Annotated in this window: 18 protein-coding genes; 15 read left to right on the top strand and 3 right to left on the bottom strand. The window is 55.0% G+C overall.

The annotated features are described in order from the left end of the window. Positions 1 to 50: 50 nt before the first annotated feature. The 13 genes from ACFE8Q_RS13265 to ACFE8Q_RS13325 all read left to right on the top strand — a co-directional run bounded on the left by ACFE8Q_RS13265 (position 51) and on the right by ACFE8Q_RS13325 (position 15,074). Positions 51 to 452: a hypothetical protein gene (locus tag ACFE8Q_RS13265; RefSeq protein ID WP_375445873.1), complete on the top strand. Its 402-nt coding sequence runs from the start codon at positions 51 to 53 to the stop codon at positions 450 to 452. 6 nt (positions 453 to 458) lie between these two features. Continuing rightward, entirely contained in the window at positions 459 to 893 is a 435-nt protein-coding gene (locus ACFE8Q_RS13270) for a hypothetical protein (RefSeq protein ID WP_375445874.1), read from the top strand. A 59-nt stretch (positions 894 to 952) separates the two neighbouring features. Next, positions 953 to 1,822, top strand: a complete 870-nt coding sequence (locus tag ACFE8Q_RS13275) for an alpha/beta hydrolase (protein WP_375445875.1) — start codon at positions 953 to 955, stop codon at positions 1,820 to 1,822. Between the two features lie 68 nt (positions 1,823 to 1,890). Then, positions 1,891 to 2,802, top strand: coding sequence for an ABC transporter substrate-binding protein (locus ACFE8Q_RS13280; RefSeq protein ID WP_375445876.1), 912 nt, complete (start codon positions 1,891 to 1,893; stop codon positions 2,800 to 2,802). Positions 2,803 to 2,889: 87 nt separating this feature from the next. After that, a complete protein-coding gene (locus ACFE8Q_RS13285) occupies positions 2,890 to 3,921 on the top strand; it encodes an FHA domain-containing protein (RefSeq protein ID WP_375445877.1) in 1,032 nt (343 codons plus the stop codon). Positions 3,922 to 4,124: 203 nt separating this feature from the next. Then, positions 4,125 to 5,201: a PP2C family protein-serine/threonine phosphatase gene (locus ACFE8Q_RS13290; RefSeq protein ID WP_375445878.1), complete on the top strand. Its 1,077-nt coding sequence runs from the start codon at positions 4,125 to 4,127 to the stop codon at positions 5,199 to 5,201. 3 nt (positions 5,202 to 5,204) lie between these two features. Then, a complete protein-coding gene (locus tag ACFE8Q_RS13295) occupies positions 5,205 to 6,812 on the top strand; it encodes a serine/threonine-protein kinase (RefSeq protein ID WP_375445879.1) in 1,608 nt (535 codons plus the stop codon). 6 nt (positions 6,813 to 6,818) lie between these two features. Continuing rightward, entirely contained in the window at positions 6,819 to 8,111 is a 1,293-nt protein-coding gene (locus ACFE8Q_RS13300) for a serine/threonine-protein kinase (RefSeq protein ID WP_375445880.1), read from the top strand. Positions 8,112 to 8,149: 38 nt separating this feature from the next. Further along, positions 8,150 to 12,124: an FtsW/RodA/SpoVE family cell cycle protein gene (locus ACFE8Q_RS13305; RefSeq protein WP_375445881.1), complete on the top strand. Its 3,975-nt coding sequence runs from the start codon at positions 8,150 to 8,152 to the stop codon at positions 12,122 to 12,124. A gap of 16 nt (positions 12,125 to 12,140) precedes the next feature. Beyond that, on the top strand, positions 12,141 to 13,043 hold the full coding sequence (locus ACFE8Q_RS13310) for an FHA domain-containing protein (protein ID WP_375445882.1): 903 nt from the start codon (positions 12,141 to 12,143) through the stop codon (positions 13,041 to 13,043). A 76-nt stretch (positions 13,044 to 13,119) separates the two neighbouring features. Next, entirely contained in the window at positions 13,120 to 13,692 is a 573-nt protein-coding gene (locus ACFE8Q_RS13315; protein ID WP_375445883.1) for a DUF1572 family protein, read from the top strand. A gap of 53 nt (positions 13,693 to 13,745) precedes the next feature. Next, positions 13,746 to 14,318, top strand: a complete 573-nt coding sequence (locus tag ACFE8Q_RS13320) for a phosphatase PAP2 family protein (RefSeq protein ID WP_375445884.1) — start codon at positions 13,746 to 13,748, stop codon at positions 14,316 to 14,318. A gap of 12 nt (positions 14,319 to 14,330) precedes the next feature. Then, positions 14,331 to 15,074 carry a hypothetical protein gene (locus ACFE8Q_RS13325; protein WP_375445885.1) on the top strand — a complete coding sequence of 248 codons (744 nt, stop codon included), beginning with the start codon at positions 14,331 to 14,333 and terminating at the stop codon, positions 15,072 to 15,074. 21 nt (positions 15,075 to 15,095) lie between these two features. On the opposite strand, the gene ACFE8Q_RS13330 is transcribed toward ACFE8Q_RS13325, so the two are convergent. Next, positions 15,096 to 15,710, bottom strand: coding sequence for a class I SAM-dependent methyltransferase (locus tag ACFE8Q_RS13330; RefSeq protein ID WP_375445886.1), 615 nt, complete (start codon positions 15,708 to 15,710; stop codon positions 15,096 to 15,098). A gap of 202 nt (positions 15,711 to 15,912) precedes the next feature. Here ACFE8Q_RS13330 and ACFE8Q_RS13335 point away from each other — a divergent pair, with 202 nt between their 5' ends. Next, entirely contained in the window at positions 15,913 to 16,083 is a 171-nt protein-coding gene (locus ACFE8Q_RS13335) for a hypothetical protein (protein ID WP_375445887.1), read from the top strand. A gap of 7 nt (positions 16,084 to 16,090) precedes the next feature. Here the strand turns inward: ACFE8Q_RS13335 and ACFE8Q_RS13340 are convergent, their stop codons facing one another. Together ACFE8Q_RS13340 and ACFE8Q_RS13345 are read right to left on the bottom strand one after the other, a co-directional pair. Continuing rightward, positions 16,091 to 16,579, bottom strand: coding sequence for a metallophosphoesterase family protein (locus tag ACFE8Q_RS13340; RefSeq protein ID WP_375445888.1), 489 nt, complete (start codon positions 16,577 to 16,579; stop codon positions 16,091 to 16,093). Positions 16,580 to 16,665: 86 nt separating this feature from the next. Beyond that, complete coding sequence (locus ACFE8Q_RS13345; protein ID WP_375445889.1) at positions 16,666 to 18,363, bottom strand: fatty acid--CoA ligase; 1,698 nt, start codon at positions 18,361 to 18,363, stop codon at positions 16,666 to 16,668. 1,189 nt (positions 18,364 to 19,552) lie between these two features. On the opposite strand from ACFE8Q_RS13345, the gene ACFE8Q_RS13350 reads away from it, so the two are divergent. Further along, entirely contained in the window at positions 19,553 to 20,398 is an 846-nt protein-coding gene (locus tag ACFE8Q_RS13350) for a M12 family metallopeptidase (protein ID WP_375445890.1), read from the top strand. Positions 20,399 to 20,428: the final 30 nt, after the last annotated feature.

A 20,428-nucleotide genomic window follows, 5' to 3' on the forward strand; every position in this document is an offset into this window, starting at 1 on the left:
TACCTTTGGGCTTCCTGGGTTGATCCAGCCATAACCGTTCTCAACAAACCATGAAGCCAAACGCCATCTTCGATCTGCTCATCGACGCGATGGAGGAACACCTCCCCACCGGCTGGACCATCGCTCGACTGAACATCCAATTCGTTACCAACGGGCAGGACGTCGAGTTTTCGGGTACGTACCTGGACCAGACCGGCGAACCACAACCCCTCTCCACCGACTTCCCGGATGAGGTGACCGAAGCCGTTCAGACCCTGTATCAACTTCGCAAAACCGACGGGCAGCCCCGCGCCAACACCATACAACTCGACTTGATGGCCGCCGGGCAGTATACAACCGTCTATAGCTGGGATCAGGAAATTCAGGACGAAGATGACCACTTCAGCAACGGGGGCACCGCCCGTGAATGGCAAGCCATCCGTGACGCCAAATACGGCCCGGTAGCGGAGTAAATAAGCATGGCGTTTACTCCCCGTAACCTGGTCGATTTTGGCCTTGTGGCGCTGATCTGGCTGGTCCAGTTGATCATCTATCCGGGCTTTACGCACTACAGTCCGGTCCAACTGGCCAGTTGGCATCCCCAATACAGCCACCTCATCACGCTCATTGTGGGTCCGCTTATGCTCGCTCAGGTTGGGCTGGTGGGCCGCGAAACGTACCTGTACCCCTCGTGGCATACACGGCTATCGGCCCTGATCGTGGGACTGATGTGGGCCGCTACGGCTTTCATATCCGTACCCATCCACAACGCCATTGCCGCTGGCGACACAGCCAGCGGCACCCTCACCCGCCTGGTTGATACCAACTGGATCAGAACCATCGGCTGGACAATCATATTCATCCTGGGTTTATCAGATCAGCTTCGTCCTGTCTCCAGGGTAGGGCGTAACTGACCCGATAAACCCAGGAACGCATAAACGCAACCATATTCCTCTCACCGCGCAACCCATTTATGATCAGAGTCTTACACCTTCTTTCTGTGCTGAGTATACTGGCAATTAGCCCGTCTGTTGGGCAGGGAAAACGAGCTAGCCAGCCTACTCCTTTTATCCTGGGCATCGTTGATTCGATTCAGTCTGTCAGTCTACACGAAAAACGGGTGCTCAACATCTACCTGCCAGATGGCTACTCGCCCGATTCGGCCACCCGATATCCAGTCATTTATTTGCCCGATGGGGGTGCCGACGAAGATTTCGTACACATTGTTGGCCTGGTCAGCTACTTCACAACACCCTGGGTCGCCCGGTTTCCGCCCTCTATCGTGGTTGGCCTGGCGAATGTGAACCGGCGGCGCGATTTCACTTTTGCCGTGCCCAACCTGGACTTTCTCGCCCGGGTAGGTTTCGCGAAGAAGCTGTTTCCAGCTTATGGCGGTTCCGGGGCTTACATCGACTTTATTGAGAAAGAAGTGCAGCCATTTATCGAAAAACGTTACAAAACTACTGCCTCGAAAACCATCATCGGCGAATCGATGGCGGGTCTGCTGGTCACCGAAATACTGTTGAAGAAACCAGCTCTGTTCGATAACTACGTGATCATTGCCCCTAGCCTGTGGTGGGGGCAGGAATCGCTGTTGACCGACGGACCAGGTCTATTGAAGGCGAATACCACAAAAAAAGTAAGTGTCTACGTCAGCGCCTGCAACCGGGCCGAAGACGTTATTATGTACAAGGATGCAAAAGCACTGGCCGATATGCTGACGACCTACGGCGGCCCAACCACGCGGGTCTTCTTCGATTACCTGCCCAACGAAACCCACGCCACGGTAAGCCATCAAAGCGTCTATAATGCGTTTAAAGCCTTATATCTTGGTAAAAAATGACGCCCCATCGCGTTGTCGAATCGATTTATCGTTCGCTTTCCAACCTTTAACCTTACCTCAATTTACGCATGCAGCACGTACGCATTGCCCTCGACTGGACAGCCAATACCAACCATACCGGCTTTTATGTAGCCCGGGAACTGGGTTTCTACGCCGACGTCGACCTTGAGCTTACCCTGATCACACCCGACCAGGATAACTACGAAATGACGCCCGCCAAAAAGCTTGAACTGGGCCTGGCCGATTTTGCGCTGGCTCCGTTCGAGAGTGTCATCAGTTTGCACACCAAGAAAAACAACGTACCTGTGCAGGCTATTGCGGCCCTGTTGCAGGAAGATATTAGTGCCATTGTGGCCCTCCGTTCCAGCGCCATCACACGGCCAAAAGAACTGGACGGACGTACCTATGCTTCGTATAGAGCCAGGTATGAAGATTCGATCATCAAGCAGATGATCATCAGTGATGGTGGCACCGGAAATGTGCAGGTTGTTTATCCCGAAAAACTGGGCATCTGGAACACACTCCTGACCAACGCCGCCGACTCGACCTGGATTTTCGACAACTGGGAAGGCGTCGAAGCCGACACATCGGGGGTTGAGTTGACCCGATTCCGTCTGGCCGATTACCAGATTCCCTACGCGTATTCGCCCGTTATCGTGGCCACCCGCCAGGCTATCGAGCAGAATCGGGCGGTCTGTGGAGCGTTTGTCAACGCTACAAAAAAAGGATTTCTCCACGCCATCGAAAACCCTCAGGCCGCAGTTACTATCCTGACCAAGTACGTACCTGAGCGCGACATTCAAGCGATCGACCTGGTAAAAAGTCAGGCCTATACGGCTGGCTACTACGGCGATGAGGGGAGTTGGGGCAAGATGGACGCCAGCCGGATTCAACGCTTCGTCGACTGGCTCTACGCGCATGAACTGGAAACAGAGAAACTGGCTATCAACCAGTTATACACAAACGATCTTATTCACTGATTTGCCGGGTCGCTTCCGTTCAAAAACTTAACCGCTGTTCCCCGGTTGATTCATGCATGACAAACCGATCTGTCCGTTATAAGAAAAATGGAAAAAACACCCACTACGTTCTGGGATCAGTTAGGTAACCTGCTAGTGCCCAGGCGACAGGTGACTACGCCGCGCACGGTATCAAACGAGCAGATTCTACAGGAGTTGATCCGTTGCTTCGACACGTCGCTGAACCGGGAAAGCATTGGCACAAGCCTGCTCTTCGATGCGCATTACGTCATTATCCTGCATCCATCTAGCTATGCCGAACGGCTGGCAGCCCTGCCCGTTATTGTCAACGAAGCCGTCACGGCATTCAACGAACGGCTCAAACAGCGTAACCACGAACCAAACCGGATCGTGACGGTGGCGTCGCACTGGCATTTCAAATTCGGGCCCGGCACGGAGTTTGACGGGAAGCCGATCAGCCCCGCCGACGTGGAAGTAATTGGCTCCCTCACGGGTGCCTCGCTCGAAAACGACAGCGTCAGCAGCCCCAAAGCAGGTAGCGTAAACCTGAAGGCCACCCGAAAAGTAAAAAACACGAACGTCTACGAAAAGCTGGACCTTAACCTGCCCGCCTTCAGTCAGATCGACTTTCGCGAATCAGGGGCCTTCGCCGTTCGGATCGACCCGGCTATTCTGGCTCCACCGGTGGCCGATGCGACGCCCGCTGAGCCGGTTGCCCAACCAGCGGTGGCCGCTCCGCCTGCCCAGCCCGCACCCAGCCCGATCCGCCCCGATGCCCTGGCCCGAATAGATTGCTATATGGCCGATCAGAACGTCGAGGAAACGTACTGGATGAAAGATCGGGAGATAGTGATTGCCCGCCGGGAACCTGATAACGAACTGTTTCCTAACTACATACGCCTGACGTCGCCCTACGTTTCCAACCCGCACGCCCGAATTCGGCACGATGCGGCGAGCGGTCAGTTTCAGTTGGCGTCGTTTAGCCGCCACGAAACCCGGCTGAACGAACAGGTGGTGGAACGCAGCGAACCGGGCAATCCAAACTGGGTTGAGTTACCGGGTTCGTCGCAGATTCTGCTCAATGGCGTTGTGACACTCACCTTTCAAAGCAACCTGTAGGCCATGTTCGACCTGGTAACGGCCCTATTATTGTGTGCCTTTGTTATACTGCTTATGTTGAGGCACTTCCGTAACCTTCCCAGATAAATAAATGTCATTGGGCTGCGCTGTCATTAAGTGGTCATTGATTGTCATTTGTAGTAAACCACGAATGACCACTTAATGACAGCGCAGCCCAATGACCACTTAATGACGCGCAGCGAATGAATAGTACCATGCATAGTGCCGGACAGACGGATGTTGGTCGGTCCAGGCAGGATAATCAGGACACATTTATCAGTCAACCGCTCTGGTCGGCACAAAGCGCCCTGCTGGTCGTCATTGACGGAGTTGGCGGGTATGCGGGTGGTGCTCAGGCGGCGGCGCTGGCCAAAGAGTCGATTGTCCAGTACATGGCCAGCCAAACGGGTGATACGCTCACCATGCTGCGCGAAGCCGCCGTATACGCCAACAACCAGATTGTCAGGCAAAAACAGGAAAACCCGGCACTGAGCCGGATGTGCTGCGTGCTCACAGCGGCCGTTGCCGATGCTGAAACCAATAAAGTGTTGTATGTGCATGTGGGCGACACGCGCCTGTACCGCCTCCGGCAACAGCAACTGGAAAAATTAACGCACGACCATTCGCTGGTTGGCGTTCGGGAAGACGCGAACCAACTCACCGAGCGCGAAGCCATGCGGCACCCCCGCCGGAACGAAATCCTTCGCGATGTTGGCTCGGTCAAGCATCGCGTCGATGATCCTGATTTTCTGGAATCCGGGGAAACCGATTTTCTGCCCGGCGATGTTCTGTTGCTCTGTAGCGACGGACTCACCGACATGCTCACCCGCGCCGAGGTAACAACTGTGCTGCTCAGCCCCCTCACCGTTGAGGAGCAGCTTACAGAACTCATCCGCCAGGCCAATGAAAAAGGCGGGCAGGACAATATCACGGTCGTGCTGTCCCGGCATCCGGCCCCGACCGGCGTCACTGACGAAGTGCCCCGGCAGCCAGTCCGCACCAGTGATCCGCCGCCCGATCTGGTAACCAGAAAACCGGTTCAACAAGTAGTTGTACCGCCGCAACGTACCTGGAAACGTTGGGTATTCGTTTTAGGTATGTTGCTGGTAGCTAGCCTGGGTTATCTGCTTTGGCAGCGGGCTCCCGTGCCCAAAACCGTGCAGTCGGCGCAACCCGCAGCCCTCGATTCTACGGCTAGTTCAACCATCACCGTGCCGCCTGCTACGTCTGGCATCAATAGTGCAATTACTCAACCCGACACAATCCGCAGAACGCGGTAAACCATGCCAACAGTTAGTTTTAATACGAATTTTCCGGGCTATGACGTACTTGGGGAGATCGGCCGCAGCAATGCCCGTGTCTTGAAAGCCCGGCACATCGCCACGGGCGACCTCGTAGCGATCAAACATTTTGCACTTAATACCGACGCCGATACACTGCGTCGTTTCGAGCGCGAATCGGAGATCATGACCCGGATGGCGCACCCAAATATTGTCCGGGTGCGTGAAGTACGGTTGAATGCCGATCTACCGTACATCGTACTGGACTACATTGAGGGGGGAAATGTGCGGCAACTTATCACTGAACAGGGTTGCCTCTCTGTTGAGTTGACCATTCGCCTGGGGTTACAGATCCTGAACGCCTTCCGGCAGATTCACGCGCAGGGCATCATTCACCGCGATGTGAAACCGGAGAATATCCTCTATCACCGCCTGGCGAGTGGTGAACTTCATTTTCTGCTGACCGATTTCGGCGTGGCCCGCCTCCACGAACAGCCGGTGACCATGACGGGTCAGTCGCTGATGACCTACGAATACGCGGCTCCCGAACAGTTCGACAACCCGCGCAACGTCAGCGAAGCCGTTGATTATTATGCCCTTGGCGTTGTTTTTTACGAATGCCTGACGGGGAAAGTGCCCTTTGCCATGCGGGGCGAGACCGGGATTGTCACCTTCATGAACGCCGTTCTGACCACACCGCCACCGACCCCGGTGCTGACGTCCAACCAGCCCATTCCGGGCAGTTTAACGACGCTGATAAAGGAATTACTGATCAAAAATCCGACCGAACGCATTCATAATCCCGATGGGGTACGGCTGGCACTGAAACAGGCCGAAGTAGAGCAGTTGTATTACGAAAACGGCCCACCAGCGCTCGTTACGCCGCCTGTAGCTACTCGTACGCAACCGTTTCGATCGGCCGAAACGCCCGTTTCTCGCCGGTCTGGTGAATCAGAACCAGCCCATGAGCCGGTAAAAAAGCCAGCAGATCGGAGTGCGGCCCGTCGGCGGCGTAGCTTAGTCCCCATTGCGGTGCTGGTAGGTACGTTGCTGCTCGCCAGCCTGGGTGCTTACTGGTTTTTCAATCGGAACGTACCTGGAACTGTGTCGCCCGCTAAACAAACAGCCGTAAAACAGGAAAATAATACCGATAACCCGGAACCGACGTTAACCGATGAACCGACAGAGACGCCAACGGCCACCGACACGGTAGCCAGTATCGGGCAACTGTCGGCCATTGCCAGGCGTGAGCGCGCCGAAGCAGCCCGCCGCCGGTTTGAGGAAGACGCCGCTACGGCAACCAAACAGCTTGAGGTTGAAACCTTTGGCGGAAAAAGTGGCCTGTTCGGAGGAATCACCGGGCTGAATGTGCAGTTGAGAAATCCGTCGTCGATCACTTTTTCATCCGTTGCCGTTCGGGTGAGGTACATCAAAGAGAGTGGCGATCTCTATAAATCAACCATCATGTATTTCAATCAACTCGGTCCTAACGCGACCATCGTTCGCAAAGCCCCCGACAGTCCACGTGGTACCCGGTTCAGTGCCGACGTGATGCGGGCCGACGCTGTAACTCCTGATAGTCTCGCTGCCACTAGCGCCCAAACCCACTGACCATCAATGCCAACAGTCAGTTTCAACACACACCTCCCCGATTACGAAGTGCTGGCCGAACTGGGCCGGGGCAATACACGGGTGCTGAAAGCCCGCCATGTACTCAGCGGCGACATCGTTGCCATCAAGCAATACGCCTTCGCCACTGATGCCGAGACTCTCCAGCGGTTTGAACGCGAATCGCAGATCATGACGCAGATCAACCACCCCAACGTGGTTAGGGTGCGCGACGTGCAGTTAGGGGCCGCGATGCCCTATGTGGTGATGGATTTTGTGGAAGGCGGCGATCTGCGCAGCCTGCTCCGGCAGGCAGGCCATCTGGACGTACCCACCACAATTCGGCTCGGGTTGCAGTTGACGGAAGCCTTCAGGGCCATGCATCCGCTGCACGTCATTCACCGCGATGTGAAGCCGGAAAACGTACTCTATCGCCGGTTGGTCAGTGGCGAACTTCACTTCCTGCTCACTGATTTCGGTATTGCCAAACTCCGCGCCGACGACACTACCCGCACCCGCACCGGGCAATCGCTGATGACCTACGAATACGCGGCCCCCGAACAGTTTGACAACCCGCGCCAGGTCGACGAAGCCGCTGACTACTATGCACTTGGAGTCGTTCTCTACGAATGCATCACTGGTCATGTTCCCTTTGTGCTGCATCACGAAAACGGCCTCGGTGGGTTCATGAACCAGGTCCTGACCGCGCCCATCCCCAGGCCCGTGCTCCCGTCTGGACAGCCGCTGCCACCCAGTCTGGGTACGTTACTGATGAGTCTCCTCACCCGCAACCCGACCGACCGCCTGCGTGATCCCGATCAGGTAGAATTACTGCTTGAACAGAGCCGGGTAGAGCAGTTGAAGGCCAACCGACTGGGGCAACCTGTACCCGTATCGTACGGCCAGACAACAGCGGGGCCAGTAGCGGCAACCGATGAATTTTCTTACGAAACCGACAACGTACCTGACCAGGAAGCGGGTCTAAGCCGGGCTACCTGGTGGGGCATTGAGGGCATTGTGGTAGCCATCGGGCTAGCCGCGGGTCTATACATGTATACCGATCGGGAAACACCGGCCGCCTCAACAACGCCAATCGATTCGACCATGCTGATGCAACCCGGTACGGTACAGATCGACGGCGATTCGACGCGGATGACTCCGGTCGAAGAAGCACCATCGGAAGAAACTACTGACGAGCAAACGGGCACCGAACCTGTTCAGCAAACCCCGGCCGACACCAGCGCACGACAGCAAGCCCCGGTCGATTCAACAGCGACCATGCCACCAGACAGCACAGAGTAAGCCCACTCCTTACCCGCCTCAACGTACCGACTGCCCCCATGAAATTACTTGCTTCAGAACGCGGATACTTACTGGTAGCAACGGCCTTGCTCCTGCTGCTCTTCACGCGGCTGTATGTGAACCGGCAGCCCTTGCTTAGTGCCGCTGAACAGGACTATACCGCCGGCCTTAAACTAAATCTACAACCGGGCCTCCGCGCAGAACCCCTACAACGACTACTCAGGCAGGGAAATTACCTCACCGACCCCCGCGATATTGACCTGATTACTGACTCGCTCCGGGCCAAACTAACGCAGAACGGCACGCCCGATAACCTGGGAGCTATTAATAAACGGACCTTTGCCATCCGAACGCCCGTACCCTGGCAAAGCCGGATTGGCGGTGCCGATTTTCAAAGCCGACTCCGTGCATCGCGCCAGCAGATCGGATTTGATTCGGTGCTGTACAACACCGAGTTGACCCGCCCCCGAACGTACCCAGCCCTGGTTGGGACCGGTGGCCTGCAACTGGCCGGTCAGATCGTCGATGCGTCGCCCGATGCCCGACCAATGGCCGACGTGCTGGTTCAGCTAAAGCAACATCGCCCCAACCGTGACCCGGCCAACGACGCACCTGAAGACGTCACCTACGCCCGCACCGGCGCCGATGGTCGGTTTGCGTTTGCCGGTCTGCAAGCCGACGGCGCCTACAGCGTGTTGCCCTTGAAGCCCGGCTTCGAATTTGGCAGTCGGCGGGGTTCGGCAACGCTCGCTCAGTCGGTCGACTACACGTTTACGGCCCGTCCGCACACCCTTCGGCTTATTGGTCCGCTGGCCTACGGTCAGTTGAAAAGCGACCACGCCCTGACGGTGCGTACGCCGGGCCAGTTCCGGCTGGCGTTCTGGCTCCAGGCCAGTCTGTTTCTGCTCGCGTTCTGGGCCGTTCACCTGGTCTGGACGATGCGCCGTTTTCAGCCCGATCCGCTCCTGTTACCCATTCTGATGCTACTGACGGGCATTTCCGTACTAACGCTGCTGGCTATTCAGGACCCGTTGCAGGATACGTTTTACGGCAGTCAGGCGGTGCTTGGCGTTGGGCTGGGACTGCTCGGGTTAACGATCGTTTCGCAACTCAACATCGGCAAATTTTACACCCGCTGGTGGTTTGATCCGCTGGCGAACTTCCGCCGAAAATCTACGTTTCGTCTTACCGGCTGGACCTGGCTCCTGCTCGCTTTCGGACTGGCGGGTCTCACGCTGGCGTTTGGCACCGGGCCGGAAGGTAGCGGCGTTCGGGTGAACCTGCGTGTTGGCGGCCTGCTCTTTCAACCCAGCGAACTGACCAAATACCTGATGCTGCTGTTTCTGGCGGGCTTTTTTGCGGCCAACGAAGAGCAACTCCGCACCCTGCCCGACCTGCGCTGGCGCTGGCGTGTCAGCATTGGCGTATTCCTCGGAACGGGCGTGCTGATGGGGCTATATCTGCTGTTGGGCGATATGGGTCCAGCACTGGTTATTGGCTTTACCTTTCTTCTTTTCTACACCATTGCCCGCCAAACCCTGGGCATCACTTTGTTTGCCGGCCTGATCTACGGACTGGCGTTATGGTTGCTCCCCGGCCTGCCCGCCACGCTCGTTGGGCTGGCTGGTGCCATCGGCCTGCTGGTCTGGAAAGGCCACGCCCGAACCGCCACTACCACCGGCTGGCTGGCCTTACTGGCCGAAGGCCCGGTATTGCTGGTACTGGTACTGGCGGCCTTCGCCTTCGGTGATCAGATTCCCGTTGTTGGCGACCGGCTGGCCGATCGTAAAGCCATGTGGCTCAGCCCCTGGAATAACGACGTCTATGGCGGCGACCACCTGGCCCATAGCTTCTGGACCCTCGCCACCGGCGGCTGGACCGGGCAGGGGTTGGGCAAAGGATTCGCCACGGCAATGCCCGCTGCCCATACCGACATGATTCTGCCCAGTTTAACCGAAGAACTGGGCTGGGTGGGCCTGGTGTCGGTTTGCCTGTTACTGTTTATGCTGCTGCATCGAATTCTACTGCATGCGCGGCGGTCGGGGCAGCCGTTCAGCTTTTACCTCTGCGCAGGTATTGCGCTGGCTACCGGTGTTCAGTTCCTGCTCATTGCGGGCGGTTCGCTCGGGCTGGTGCCGCTGACAGGCATATCCGTACCTTTTCTGAGTTACGGAAACGTGTCGCTCATTATCAACATGACGGCTATGGGCGTGGTTTTCTCTATCGCCAGCCACCCCGGTGAGGCCGTGCAGCATACGTACCTGGATAAACACTACGACCCCGTTCTGGCCACCGGGATCGCTGGATTTCTCATCGGCTCACTGGTGCTGGTGGGTCGCGCCGGTGAGGTTTCGCTCCTTAACTGGACCGACTATATTGTCCGGCCCAGCCGCGTGCTCAGCCGCGACGGCCTGCCCGTGTACAGCTACAATCCACGCATCAACCGCATCACCGACGCCCTCGCCGCAGGTACGTTGTATGACCGCGCCGGACGTATACTGGCCACCAGTTCCCCCGATTCGGTCCGTCGGAACGCACCGCAACTACGACAGGCAGGACTTGAGCCAAATGCACTCAACAAACTGACAACGAAACGAGTACACCGGTTTTATCCGTTTGGCGAACAACTCTTTTACATGGTTGGTGATGCCAATACGCGTTTGTTCTGGGGCCAGCAAAACGGGTATTTCGCCGAAGCGGCACACCTCAGTGACCTGCGCGGTTTCGATAATCACCCCCGCCAGAATACGCTGCTGACCACCCGCTACCGGGCCGACCGGTTTACGCCCGCCATTGACCGCGCCCTGACGCTTCCCCTCTACGACTACCGCGAACTGGCACCAGCCGTACGCTCCGGTGTGGATGGGCGCGTGGTGGAAGAACACAAAAACCGGAACCGCGATCTGCACCTGAGCATCGACGCCGCCCTACAGGTGTCTATCCAGAAAGCACTGGCCCAGTCCGATTATGCCGACAAACGCCTGTCGGTCGCGGTGCTTGATGCGGCCACGGGTGAACTGCTGGCGTCGGCGATGCACCCCCTGCCAAACCTGCAACGCCCCGACGAACTGGCCCTCCCCGACCGCGAACGGATGAAACTCCCTTACCTGACCACCGAGCGCGACCCGGCTTTAACATACCCAACCGCCCCCGGCTCAACGGCCAAGATCATGACCGCTACCGCCGCACTGAACAAACTGGGCATGGCAGCCGCCGAGGTCACGTTCCCGATCAGTTGCGGCGAAATTATCCGGCGGGGCAAAACCGAGAGCGAACCCTGCGGTGGGCGGGTCGATATGCGCCAGGCCATTGTTCGGTCCAGCAATGTGTATTTCATTCGCATTGCCAATGAATATTCGCTTGATAATGAGATGGCTAAGCTGTATCTGGCCACTGGTATGAACGTCGATTACGTGGGTGGCTACTCGTTTGCCGATACCCGCACGGCCACCGACGAAGCGCGCATTTTGAAACACTGGCACGATTCCTCGTTCGTTGTCCGGCGCAATCTGTACAAGAGCCTGATCTACCCCCGCCGGTACCGGAGCGAATTTTCGGGGCTGGCCTGGGGACAGGGTCAACTCACCACCACCCCCGCTGGACTGGCCCGCATGGCGGGTGCCGTAGCCAATGGTGGCGTGATGCAACCGTCGCGGTACGTGCTGAAACGGGGCGGCAAGGCTGTGCCTGTTGCCGCTGGTGTGGCCTTGACCCAGAAACCCGCCGCCGATCTCCTTCGCGACTTCATGATCGAGCAATCGAATCCGGGCGGGCGGGCGAAAATCAGCATCAGCAAAGTGGCGGGTAAAACCGGCACGCCCGAACGGATCGTTATGGGGGAGAAACAGAACGATGGCTGGTACGTCTTCTTCGCCCCAACGCCCAACGGCCGCTCACATACGGTCACCTGCGTCCGCATCGAACTAGGCGAATCCTCCGCCGACGCCGTTAAATTAGCCAACACCCTCATCGCCCCCATCTTAAAAGAAAGAGGCTACCTGGGAAGCTTTTGACAGTTAATGGTTATCAATGAACAATTATCAATGGGTTATTCTCCAAACAATGGCTTTCATCGACAACTTAAAGCAGCTTTTCGGACTGGGAACGTACCCAGCCGATGCCCAGCCACCCGCACCGGTAACGAACGTACCTGCGCCCAACCCGTCGGGGATGCCAACAACACCCCGCCAGCGCGAGCAGTTGTATCGGTTCATGGTGGAAAAACTGGCCGCTTACTCCAACGAAAAAGACGGGCTGCCCACGGGCCTGAAACTCTGGGTACGTTGCGCTGATACGGCCGAAGAAGACCGGATGTCCGTGGCGCTCTATGCCACCCAACCGGGGCATTTCCAGGACGAACTGAGCCGCCACCTCGCCGATCAGTATATTAAGCTCGCCCCTAACTGGACATTTAGCTGGCAGTTCGTTCGCGATGAACTGCCTGCCAACTGCACCTATCAGAAGGGTAATCTCGGGCTGGAAGTGATTCGTCCATCCACGAGCAAACCGCTTCAGATCCGTATCCGAACGCTTACGGGTCAGACCACGCAAACCATTTATGTGCTCGATCCGGCGCAGCAAACCGAGTTTCGTATTGGTCGGGGTCGCACCGTCGAAACAGCATCGGGGCGCGTCAGAACCAACGATATTGCTTTTTTTGATTCGGGCGAACCCGGTTTCGACGCTACACGTGGCGAACCGAACCAGAGCGTCAGCCGACAGCATGCGACGATCCGCTACGACGCCGAAGCCCGCCGGTATCGACTCATGGCCGATGCGGGTGGCCTGCCTGCCAATGGCAACAAAACCAAAATCCTCCGCGCCGACGACACCGTTGAACGCGCCGACCTACCCGGCGTTGGCTATACGCTATCACCCGGCGACCAGATCGAGTTGGGCGGTGAAGCGAAACTGCTGCTGGAAGCCATTTAACTTTCACTGGCCCCTTCTATTGCTAACCCCAGGCAACGGTTGTACTGATCGCCTACTTTTAAATCGTTTAACGAACATGACAGACGATTACCTGACCAGTGTCCAAAAGCAATTCGCTTATTACAAACTGCTTGGCGAAAAGACGATCGACCAACTGACCGATGAGCAACTGTTCTGGCAATACAATTCAGAAAGCAACAGCATTGCCATCATCGTCAAGCATCTCAGGGGCAATATGTTATCCCGGTGGACCGACTTTTTAACCACTGATGGCGAAAAAGAATGGCGCAGCCGGGAAAGTGAGTTTGAGCCCACGATTAACACGCGCGAGGAGCTTATGGCCAATTGGAACGAAGGGTGGGAATGCCTGTTTTCGGCCCTCCGGCTCCTGACACCCGGCGACCTGCAACGCGAGATTTTCATCCGTAATCAGGGGCATACCATTACCGAAGCTATCAATCGACAACTCGCGCATTACCCGTACCATGTTGGTCAGATCGTATTCATTGGCAAAATGGCTCGTGATACCGACTGGACGTCACTCTCAATTCCGAAAGGAAAATCAGCCAGCTACAACGCCGAAAAATTCATAAAGCCGAAACAGAAAGCTCACTTTACGGATGAGTTTTTAACCGAAAAGCCGGACTGACACATCATTGAATAGCTACGCTCCGTGCCCGCTTCCGCTATCTTTGCGCCACCATGCGCGATGCCCTTAACCAGTTCGATACCGCTTTATTCCTCTTTCTAAACGGCCATTACACACCCTGGCTCGACCCAGTCATGGTGCTGTTTACCGAGCGAAATACCTGGATTCCCTTTTACGTCCTGCTGGTAATCTGGCTAGGCTGGCGTTTCGGCTGGCGGGCTGTGGCGCTGGTCCTTACGTTGGCCATTGCCGTGGCGGCGAGTGATCAGGTGTGCTCGTCTGTACTTAAGCCACTCACGCTTCGGTTCCGGCCCTGCCATGAAGCGGCGCTGCAACCGCTGATTCACCCTGTGTTGCCCTGCGGCGGGTTGTTTGGCTTTGCCTCGTCTCACGCCGCCAACACCTTTGCTCTTGCCATGAGCCTGTGGCTGCTGTTTGGGCAACGCTACAAACAGGTAGGTTGGCTGTTTCTATGGGCGATTGTCGTTTCCTACAGCCGCATCTACGTTGGTGCGCATTACCCACTCGATGTGCTGGCGGGCGCAGGCATAGGCACGTTGGCGGCAACGGGTGCTGTATCTTTGTATCACAAACTGGCGGGTGCTGCATTCCCGTTTCGCCACTAACCTCACCGAATCATGTCGTTCGTTTCGCTTCATATTCGCTACCAATCGGCTGGCATGATTCCGGCCCCTTACACCCATTTCTACGAATTAACCGCCCGCCCCGCCGGTATGAGCGGCCTACAGGTCGACTTCGCCATCACATATACCGACCGCGAGGACCTTGACGAAGAAGACATTACGGGTGAAGGATTTACCATGAATGACAACTTTGCGTGGTCGGGACAGCTTGGCACCGCCTGGTTGCCGGTCATTCACAACGTTGTGTCAACGACCAAACTTGGCCCATTCGACGAGTCAACACTGGATGAGGATGACGATTTTCTGGAAGTAACGATCGACTCAGGTTATGATGACCCTGAAGTTGGCACACCAGTTAATGTCGACGTATTCATGTATTCAGTTCAGGAACTGATTCAGGCCATTTATGAGGCGGGTGGTAAAGAAAAGCCTTTTGAACTGAGCTACCTCAGCTTCCAGCGGAGCGGCGACGCGGAGGTACACCTACAGGCCCAGTTCGCAACCAGGGTTGTGAAACTGATTACGATCCAAAACCGGGAAGAGCAGCATCGGACGCTGCCCTGGGAGCAACTTCGGACGTTGATGAGCACGATTTTTGCCCACGATTTCATCCCCGGCGAAGGCACTGCCAAACCACCGAAACGCGACGGTCATTACCTCGATATTGGTGGCGACGAATGGTACGATATCGGCCAGTTTGATGATGTCCATGAAGCCCTAACCGACCTACTGGAGTAATGTTGGTACTGGCTGGGTACGTTACTGAACCCGTAGCCAGCAGCCGGAACGTACCTGGCCACCGCGAAACGACCGGGTGATTTTCTCGGTTAAACCAGCCTGCCGCAGGGCGTCGGGCCAATTAGTCCACTCTCGGACAACAATGTTGGCGGTAACGTTGAAGAATCGCAGCATCAGCCACATATATCCCCGTTGCCAGTAAGTTTGGGGACGGTCAAAATCCGTCACAACAAGCTGCCCATCCGCGTTGAGGTGGCGTAATAACCGAGGCAGCATACGTACCTGAAGCGTATCGGCGGGGTAAAGGTCCAGCACAAACGGAAGCAGAATAACGTCAAACTTCTCCTTCGCTGACAGATCGGCTTCAGTACCAACTATAAACGTAATGGTTGCTGTTGGCTGGGTACGTTGCCTGGCCCGCTGAAGCATGGCCGTTGACGCCTCTATGTATGTGATATGGATAGGCTGCCGGGCCAGCAGATACGGTAGCGTTGCCCCTGTTCCGCCGCCAAGCACCAGCACGCGACTCCCCGGACGTACCTGATCAATGCCCCATTCCTGCGCCCGAATCAGGGATTGCCCAAACGCTAACCGAGCCAGTATATCATAGAAGGGAGCAACCGGATCGAACGTCATTAGCGCGAAAACGTACCTGAAAAGAGGGAATCGTTAAAAGAATCTATAGCACTATACCTGAAAACGAAGGGCTGACCTACGAACTAGTTGCACTATTCCAATAAGACTGAATCTTTTTAAAAGTCAATTTTGTTTCATGGTCGTTAGTGGGCGTTGTGCTATTAAAGCATATACGCCTTATTGTCAACCAACTATCGAATACATGCAAGCCATTCGCACAAATTTTAATCAGAAGTATTCAATCGGACAACATCGTCCATTTTGGACAAATGTAAGACTGATCGTAACACCATTTATCAATACCAACGCGGATGCGTTTGAGGCCATGACCCGGATGGGCCAACCGTTTGGTGGCAACGTCACGAGCCGGTAGCAACCGTTTAGCGTTTCCCCAACTCAATCACCTGCATGTCGCTGATTCGGCCGACATCGAGCGTAAAGCGCAGGCAGGTACGTTGTAGATGAAAGCCTGTTTTTCCGGCCGCACCGGGATTTAGATATAGCATGTTGGCCAGCTTCGGATCACGCACGACCTTTAGAATGTGGGAATGCCCACAGATGAACAGATCAGGTGTGTTGATCTGAAGCTCAGGCCGAACCGTCGGATTGTAGCGCGGTGGTGATCCGCCGATGTGCGTCATCCATACAGAAAATCCTTCCAGATCGAAACGCAGGTTGGCAGGATAATCGCGCTCCGAATCAATATTACCGCTGATGATGCGCAACGGCCGAAAATCGGCCAGTTGCCGGGCCACATCAGGTGCGCCTACGTCGCCTGCATGCCATACCTCATCGCAGTCGGCGAAGTGGGTAAATACCGTAGGGTCGAGGTAACTATGGGTGTCGGAAATAAGCCCGATTCGAGTCATGGAAAAAAAGGTTGCCGGTTGCCGTTTACTGTTGCGCTGCTAACGTACTTGACTCTGGCTTAGCAGCGCAATAGTAAACGGCAAACTTATTTCAAAATTTCCTCTTTCATTTCGGTCCGCATCCGTTTCTTATCGAGTTTACCGACGCTGGTTTTCGGGATTTCCAGTACGAAGATGATGCGATCAGGTACGTACCATTTGTTCAGTTCACCCTTGTCGACCCGCGCTTGCAGGGCCGCTTTTATCATGTCGGGGCGGAGCTTATCTTTATAATCGGATTTGGGCACAATGATGGCGTGCGGCCGCTCGCCCCACTTCTCGTCGGGCAGCCCGATCACGGCCACTTCGGCCACTCCTTCTATTTGAGAAAGCAGGTCTTCGATTTCCAGCGACGACACCCATTCACCACCCGTCTTGATCACGTCCTTGGTTCGGTCGGCAATATGCACCCAGTTGTCGGGGGTGATGCTGGCTACATCGCCCGTGTGAAGCCAGCCATACCGCCACAGTTCACTGCCGCGTTCGGGTTCCTGCCAGTACCCCTGCGTTAGCCAGGGGCCACGGGCTACCACTTCGCCCACGGCTTCGCCATCATGCGGCATAAAATTGCCAAGCTCGTCCATCAGGCGCATCTCGATGAAAGGGGCAATTCGGCCGGCCTGCGTCAGCAGCGGCACCTGCTCGTCGATGGGTAAAACGCGCTCGGTGTCATTCAGGTACGTTACCGCCATGATGGGGGCCGTTTCTGACATGCCATATCCCTGATACACCCGGATGCCCATTTTCATAGCCGCCGACGCCAGCCCTTTGGTCAGCGCAGAACCACCAATGATGACTTTCCAGCGGCTCAACTGCTCGCGGAACTGCACGACCGCCGGGCTGCTCACCAGCATGTTCAGAATGGTCGGTACGCAGTGCGAAAACGTAACGCCTTCTGTCAGAATCAGTTTCAAAAGCATTTCCGGTTCGTATTTACCAGGATATACCTGTCTAGCCGACAGCATGGTAGCTAAATAGGGAAATCCCCAGGCGTGTACGTGGAACATAGGCGTGATGGGCATATACACATCCGTATTCGACTGGAACGACGCGGCCTGATAGCCACACACATACGTGCATAAGCCCATAGTGTGCATGAATAGCTGCCGGTGCGAGAAGTACACGCCTTTTGGATGGCCCGTTGTGCCGGTCGTGTAGAACGTGGTGGCCAGCGCGTTTTCGTCGAAATCGGGAAAGTCGAACGTGATTGACGCAGCCGCGAGTAGGGTTTCGTACTCGCCCGCCGTATTGTCGGGGGCTGTGTAACGAGCGGTGTCGACCTGTTTTGTGGTCGCGTTATACACGGCGTCGCTCAGCACAATAATGGTCTTAACCGTGGTCAGTTGCGATCGAATTCCATCGAGCAGCGGCAAAAAATCTTCATGAACCAGTACCACTTTATCAACGGCATGATTCATCGTGTACAGAATCTGGAAGGGAGACAACCGCACGTTGATCGTATGCAACACGGCCCCCAGACAGGGAACAGCAAAGAAAGCCTCCAGATACCGGTGGCTGTCCCAATCCATTACGGCGACGGTATCGCCAGCCTCCACTCCCAGATCGGTCAACACATTGGCCAGTTGCTGCACCCGCTCATTGAACGTTGTGTAGGTCATCCTGAACAGGTTGCGATAGACGATCTCCCGGTTCGGCTCGTATCGGTTCGATTGATGAAGGAGATTCTTGATCAGCATGGGTGGTTCATAGGCCGACGCAACCCGGGGAATCAGACGAACAGGCATAGATAAAGGGAATTTTACGTATAAGAAAACTGCAATAGCATGCGCTAAGCAGTGGAAAACGAAAGTAGCTCATTTTTCTTGACCTATAAAAAAGTCGCCAAAATATAGCATTATTCCAACCATTAATAAACAATCGCCTTCTCATCTACTTTCAATTGGCGACACCAATAAACCGCCTGATAGGAAATATCGACATACAATAAGTTATTCTGATTGAGCAATTGTTGGCACACTAATTATTGCCTGTAGACGTGTAGAATACTATCCACAAAAACGGGAATCCGGCGGGACTATAGTACAGTCACAATCACTTGGCATGGTGTTTTATGATGCCTCTGTAACGGTGTTAGGCCAAGCCATTCAAGCGGACTTCGGCGGCGGTTTTCAGATCTGCGCTCAGCAAAACAAGGATAGATTTTACCAGGCGGGGACTTCAACTTTAACGCCGACATAGGCTACCAGTCGGGAGTTTCCCGGTCATCGCACAACCTATCGTTGTTAGGAAAGACGCCTCTACTTCCTGTATACAGCGTATGACCCTGTCACTCTACAATCTGGTTAAAGTACAAATTCCGTAGTCGCGAAGTATAGGCACAACGGCTTATCTGCGAACAGATCCGGTTCAGCGTCTGTGAACTCCCTGACCATGACCTCTAGTGAATAAATTGCCTGATACCTATTTTCGAGCCCATAGCTCACCAGCTCTTAACCAATTGAAATACAAAGAAATAATTAAAAAAATTAGTAGATAAAAAACCAAGGTAGTAGACTGAAGATGAACCAAAACGATAAATTTCTTTCAGTTACCAGCTTGATAGGGGCAACCAAAGGAAGTTTATCATCCTGAAGTAAAGCTACTCTCATTCCTGTATTTGTATATATGTCATATAACTATATTACTAATCAGATAACTTATTTCTTCTTAATTCGCTCCTCTACCAGCCTTACAGAAGGCTAAGTGCCTATATACAAACCAGTTAATCCAGTACTTAAGTAGATATTAAGAATTTAAACACACTATTTCTTGCATTTGAACAAATTTACTAGTATAGAAATCTACAGAACAGGCCTATTCCGTATGTTACAGCATTAAATCCGGCTTAAGGCCTGGCCTTATATTTGAGTATTAACAGAAGTGCACATATTCATTAACTCAACCATCTCACGCTTACATTTATTCAACCACAACATGAAAAGCTCTCCATTCTCTATTGCGGGTGCTGCACTGGCAGCTTTATGTATCATCGGCTGTTCAACGGATCAGCAACAAGACCAGTTAAGTCCCAAACATAGCGGCCAGCCTCTGGAAATGGCTTTTCCCAACCAGACCGGCACCCTCCAGACCGGCACCTACCTGGGCCAACCCATCACCTATCGAATGGTCAATGGAGAGGCCGTTTATCAGGGTGACATCATGCTGTCGGCCGATCAACTGGGCGATGCCGACCACGCCACTCAGGGCGCGGGCCGCACCCTGAAGAGCCTGCGCTGGCCCAGCAAAATCGTTTACTACACCGTTGATCCAACGCTGCCTTATCCCCAGCGGGTCACCGAGGCCATCGCCCACTGGGAAGCCAATACCGCCATCCGTTTTGTGCAGCGCACCACCCAGTTGAGCTATGTTACCTTCAAACCCGGTGGTGGTTGCTCGTCGTACATTGGCCGGGTGGGTGGCCAGCAGTTCATCACCCTGGCCGACTGGTGCACGACGGGGAATACGATTCACGAAATTGGGCATACAGTGGGCCTGTACCATGAACATAGCCGGGCCGACCGGGACAATTCCGTCACGGTGCTGACCCAGAATATTCAGCCCGGTTTTGAGAGTGACTTCCAGACATATGTGCAGCAGAACAAGGATGGGTTTGATCAGCCGGGTGGATTTGACTTCGGCTCCATCATGCTGTATCATTCCTGGAGCTTCTCGGTCAACGGGCAACCCACGCTGGTGAAGAAAGACGGCTCGACCTTCGATGCGCAGCGCACGGCTCTCTCGCCCCTCGATCTGGCTACGGTGCAAACGATGTACCCCTAGATAGGTAGGTTCAACAGTCAATGGCTGAAG

Source organism: uncultured Fibrella sp. (assembly GCF_964250085.1).
In the GTDB taxonomy this organism is placed as follows: domain Bacteria; phylum Bacteroidota; class Bacteroidia; order Cytophagales; family Spirosomataceae; genus Fibrella.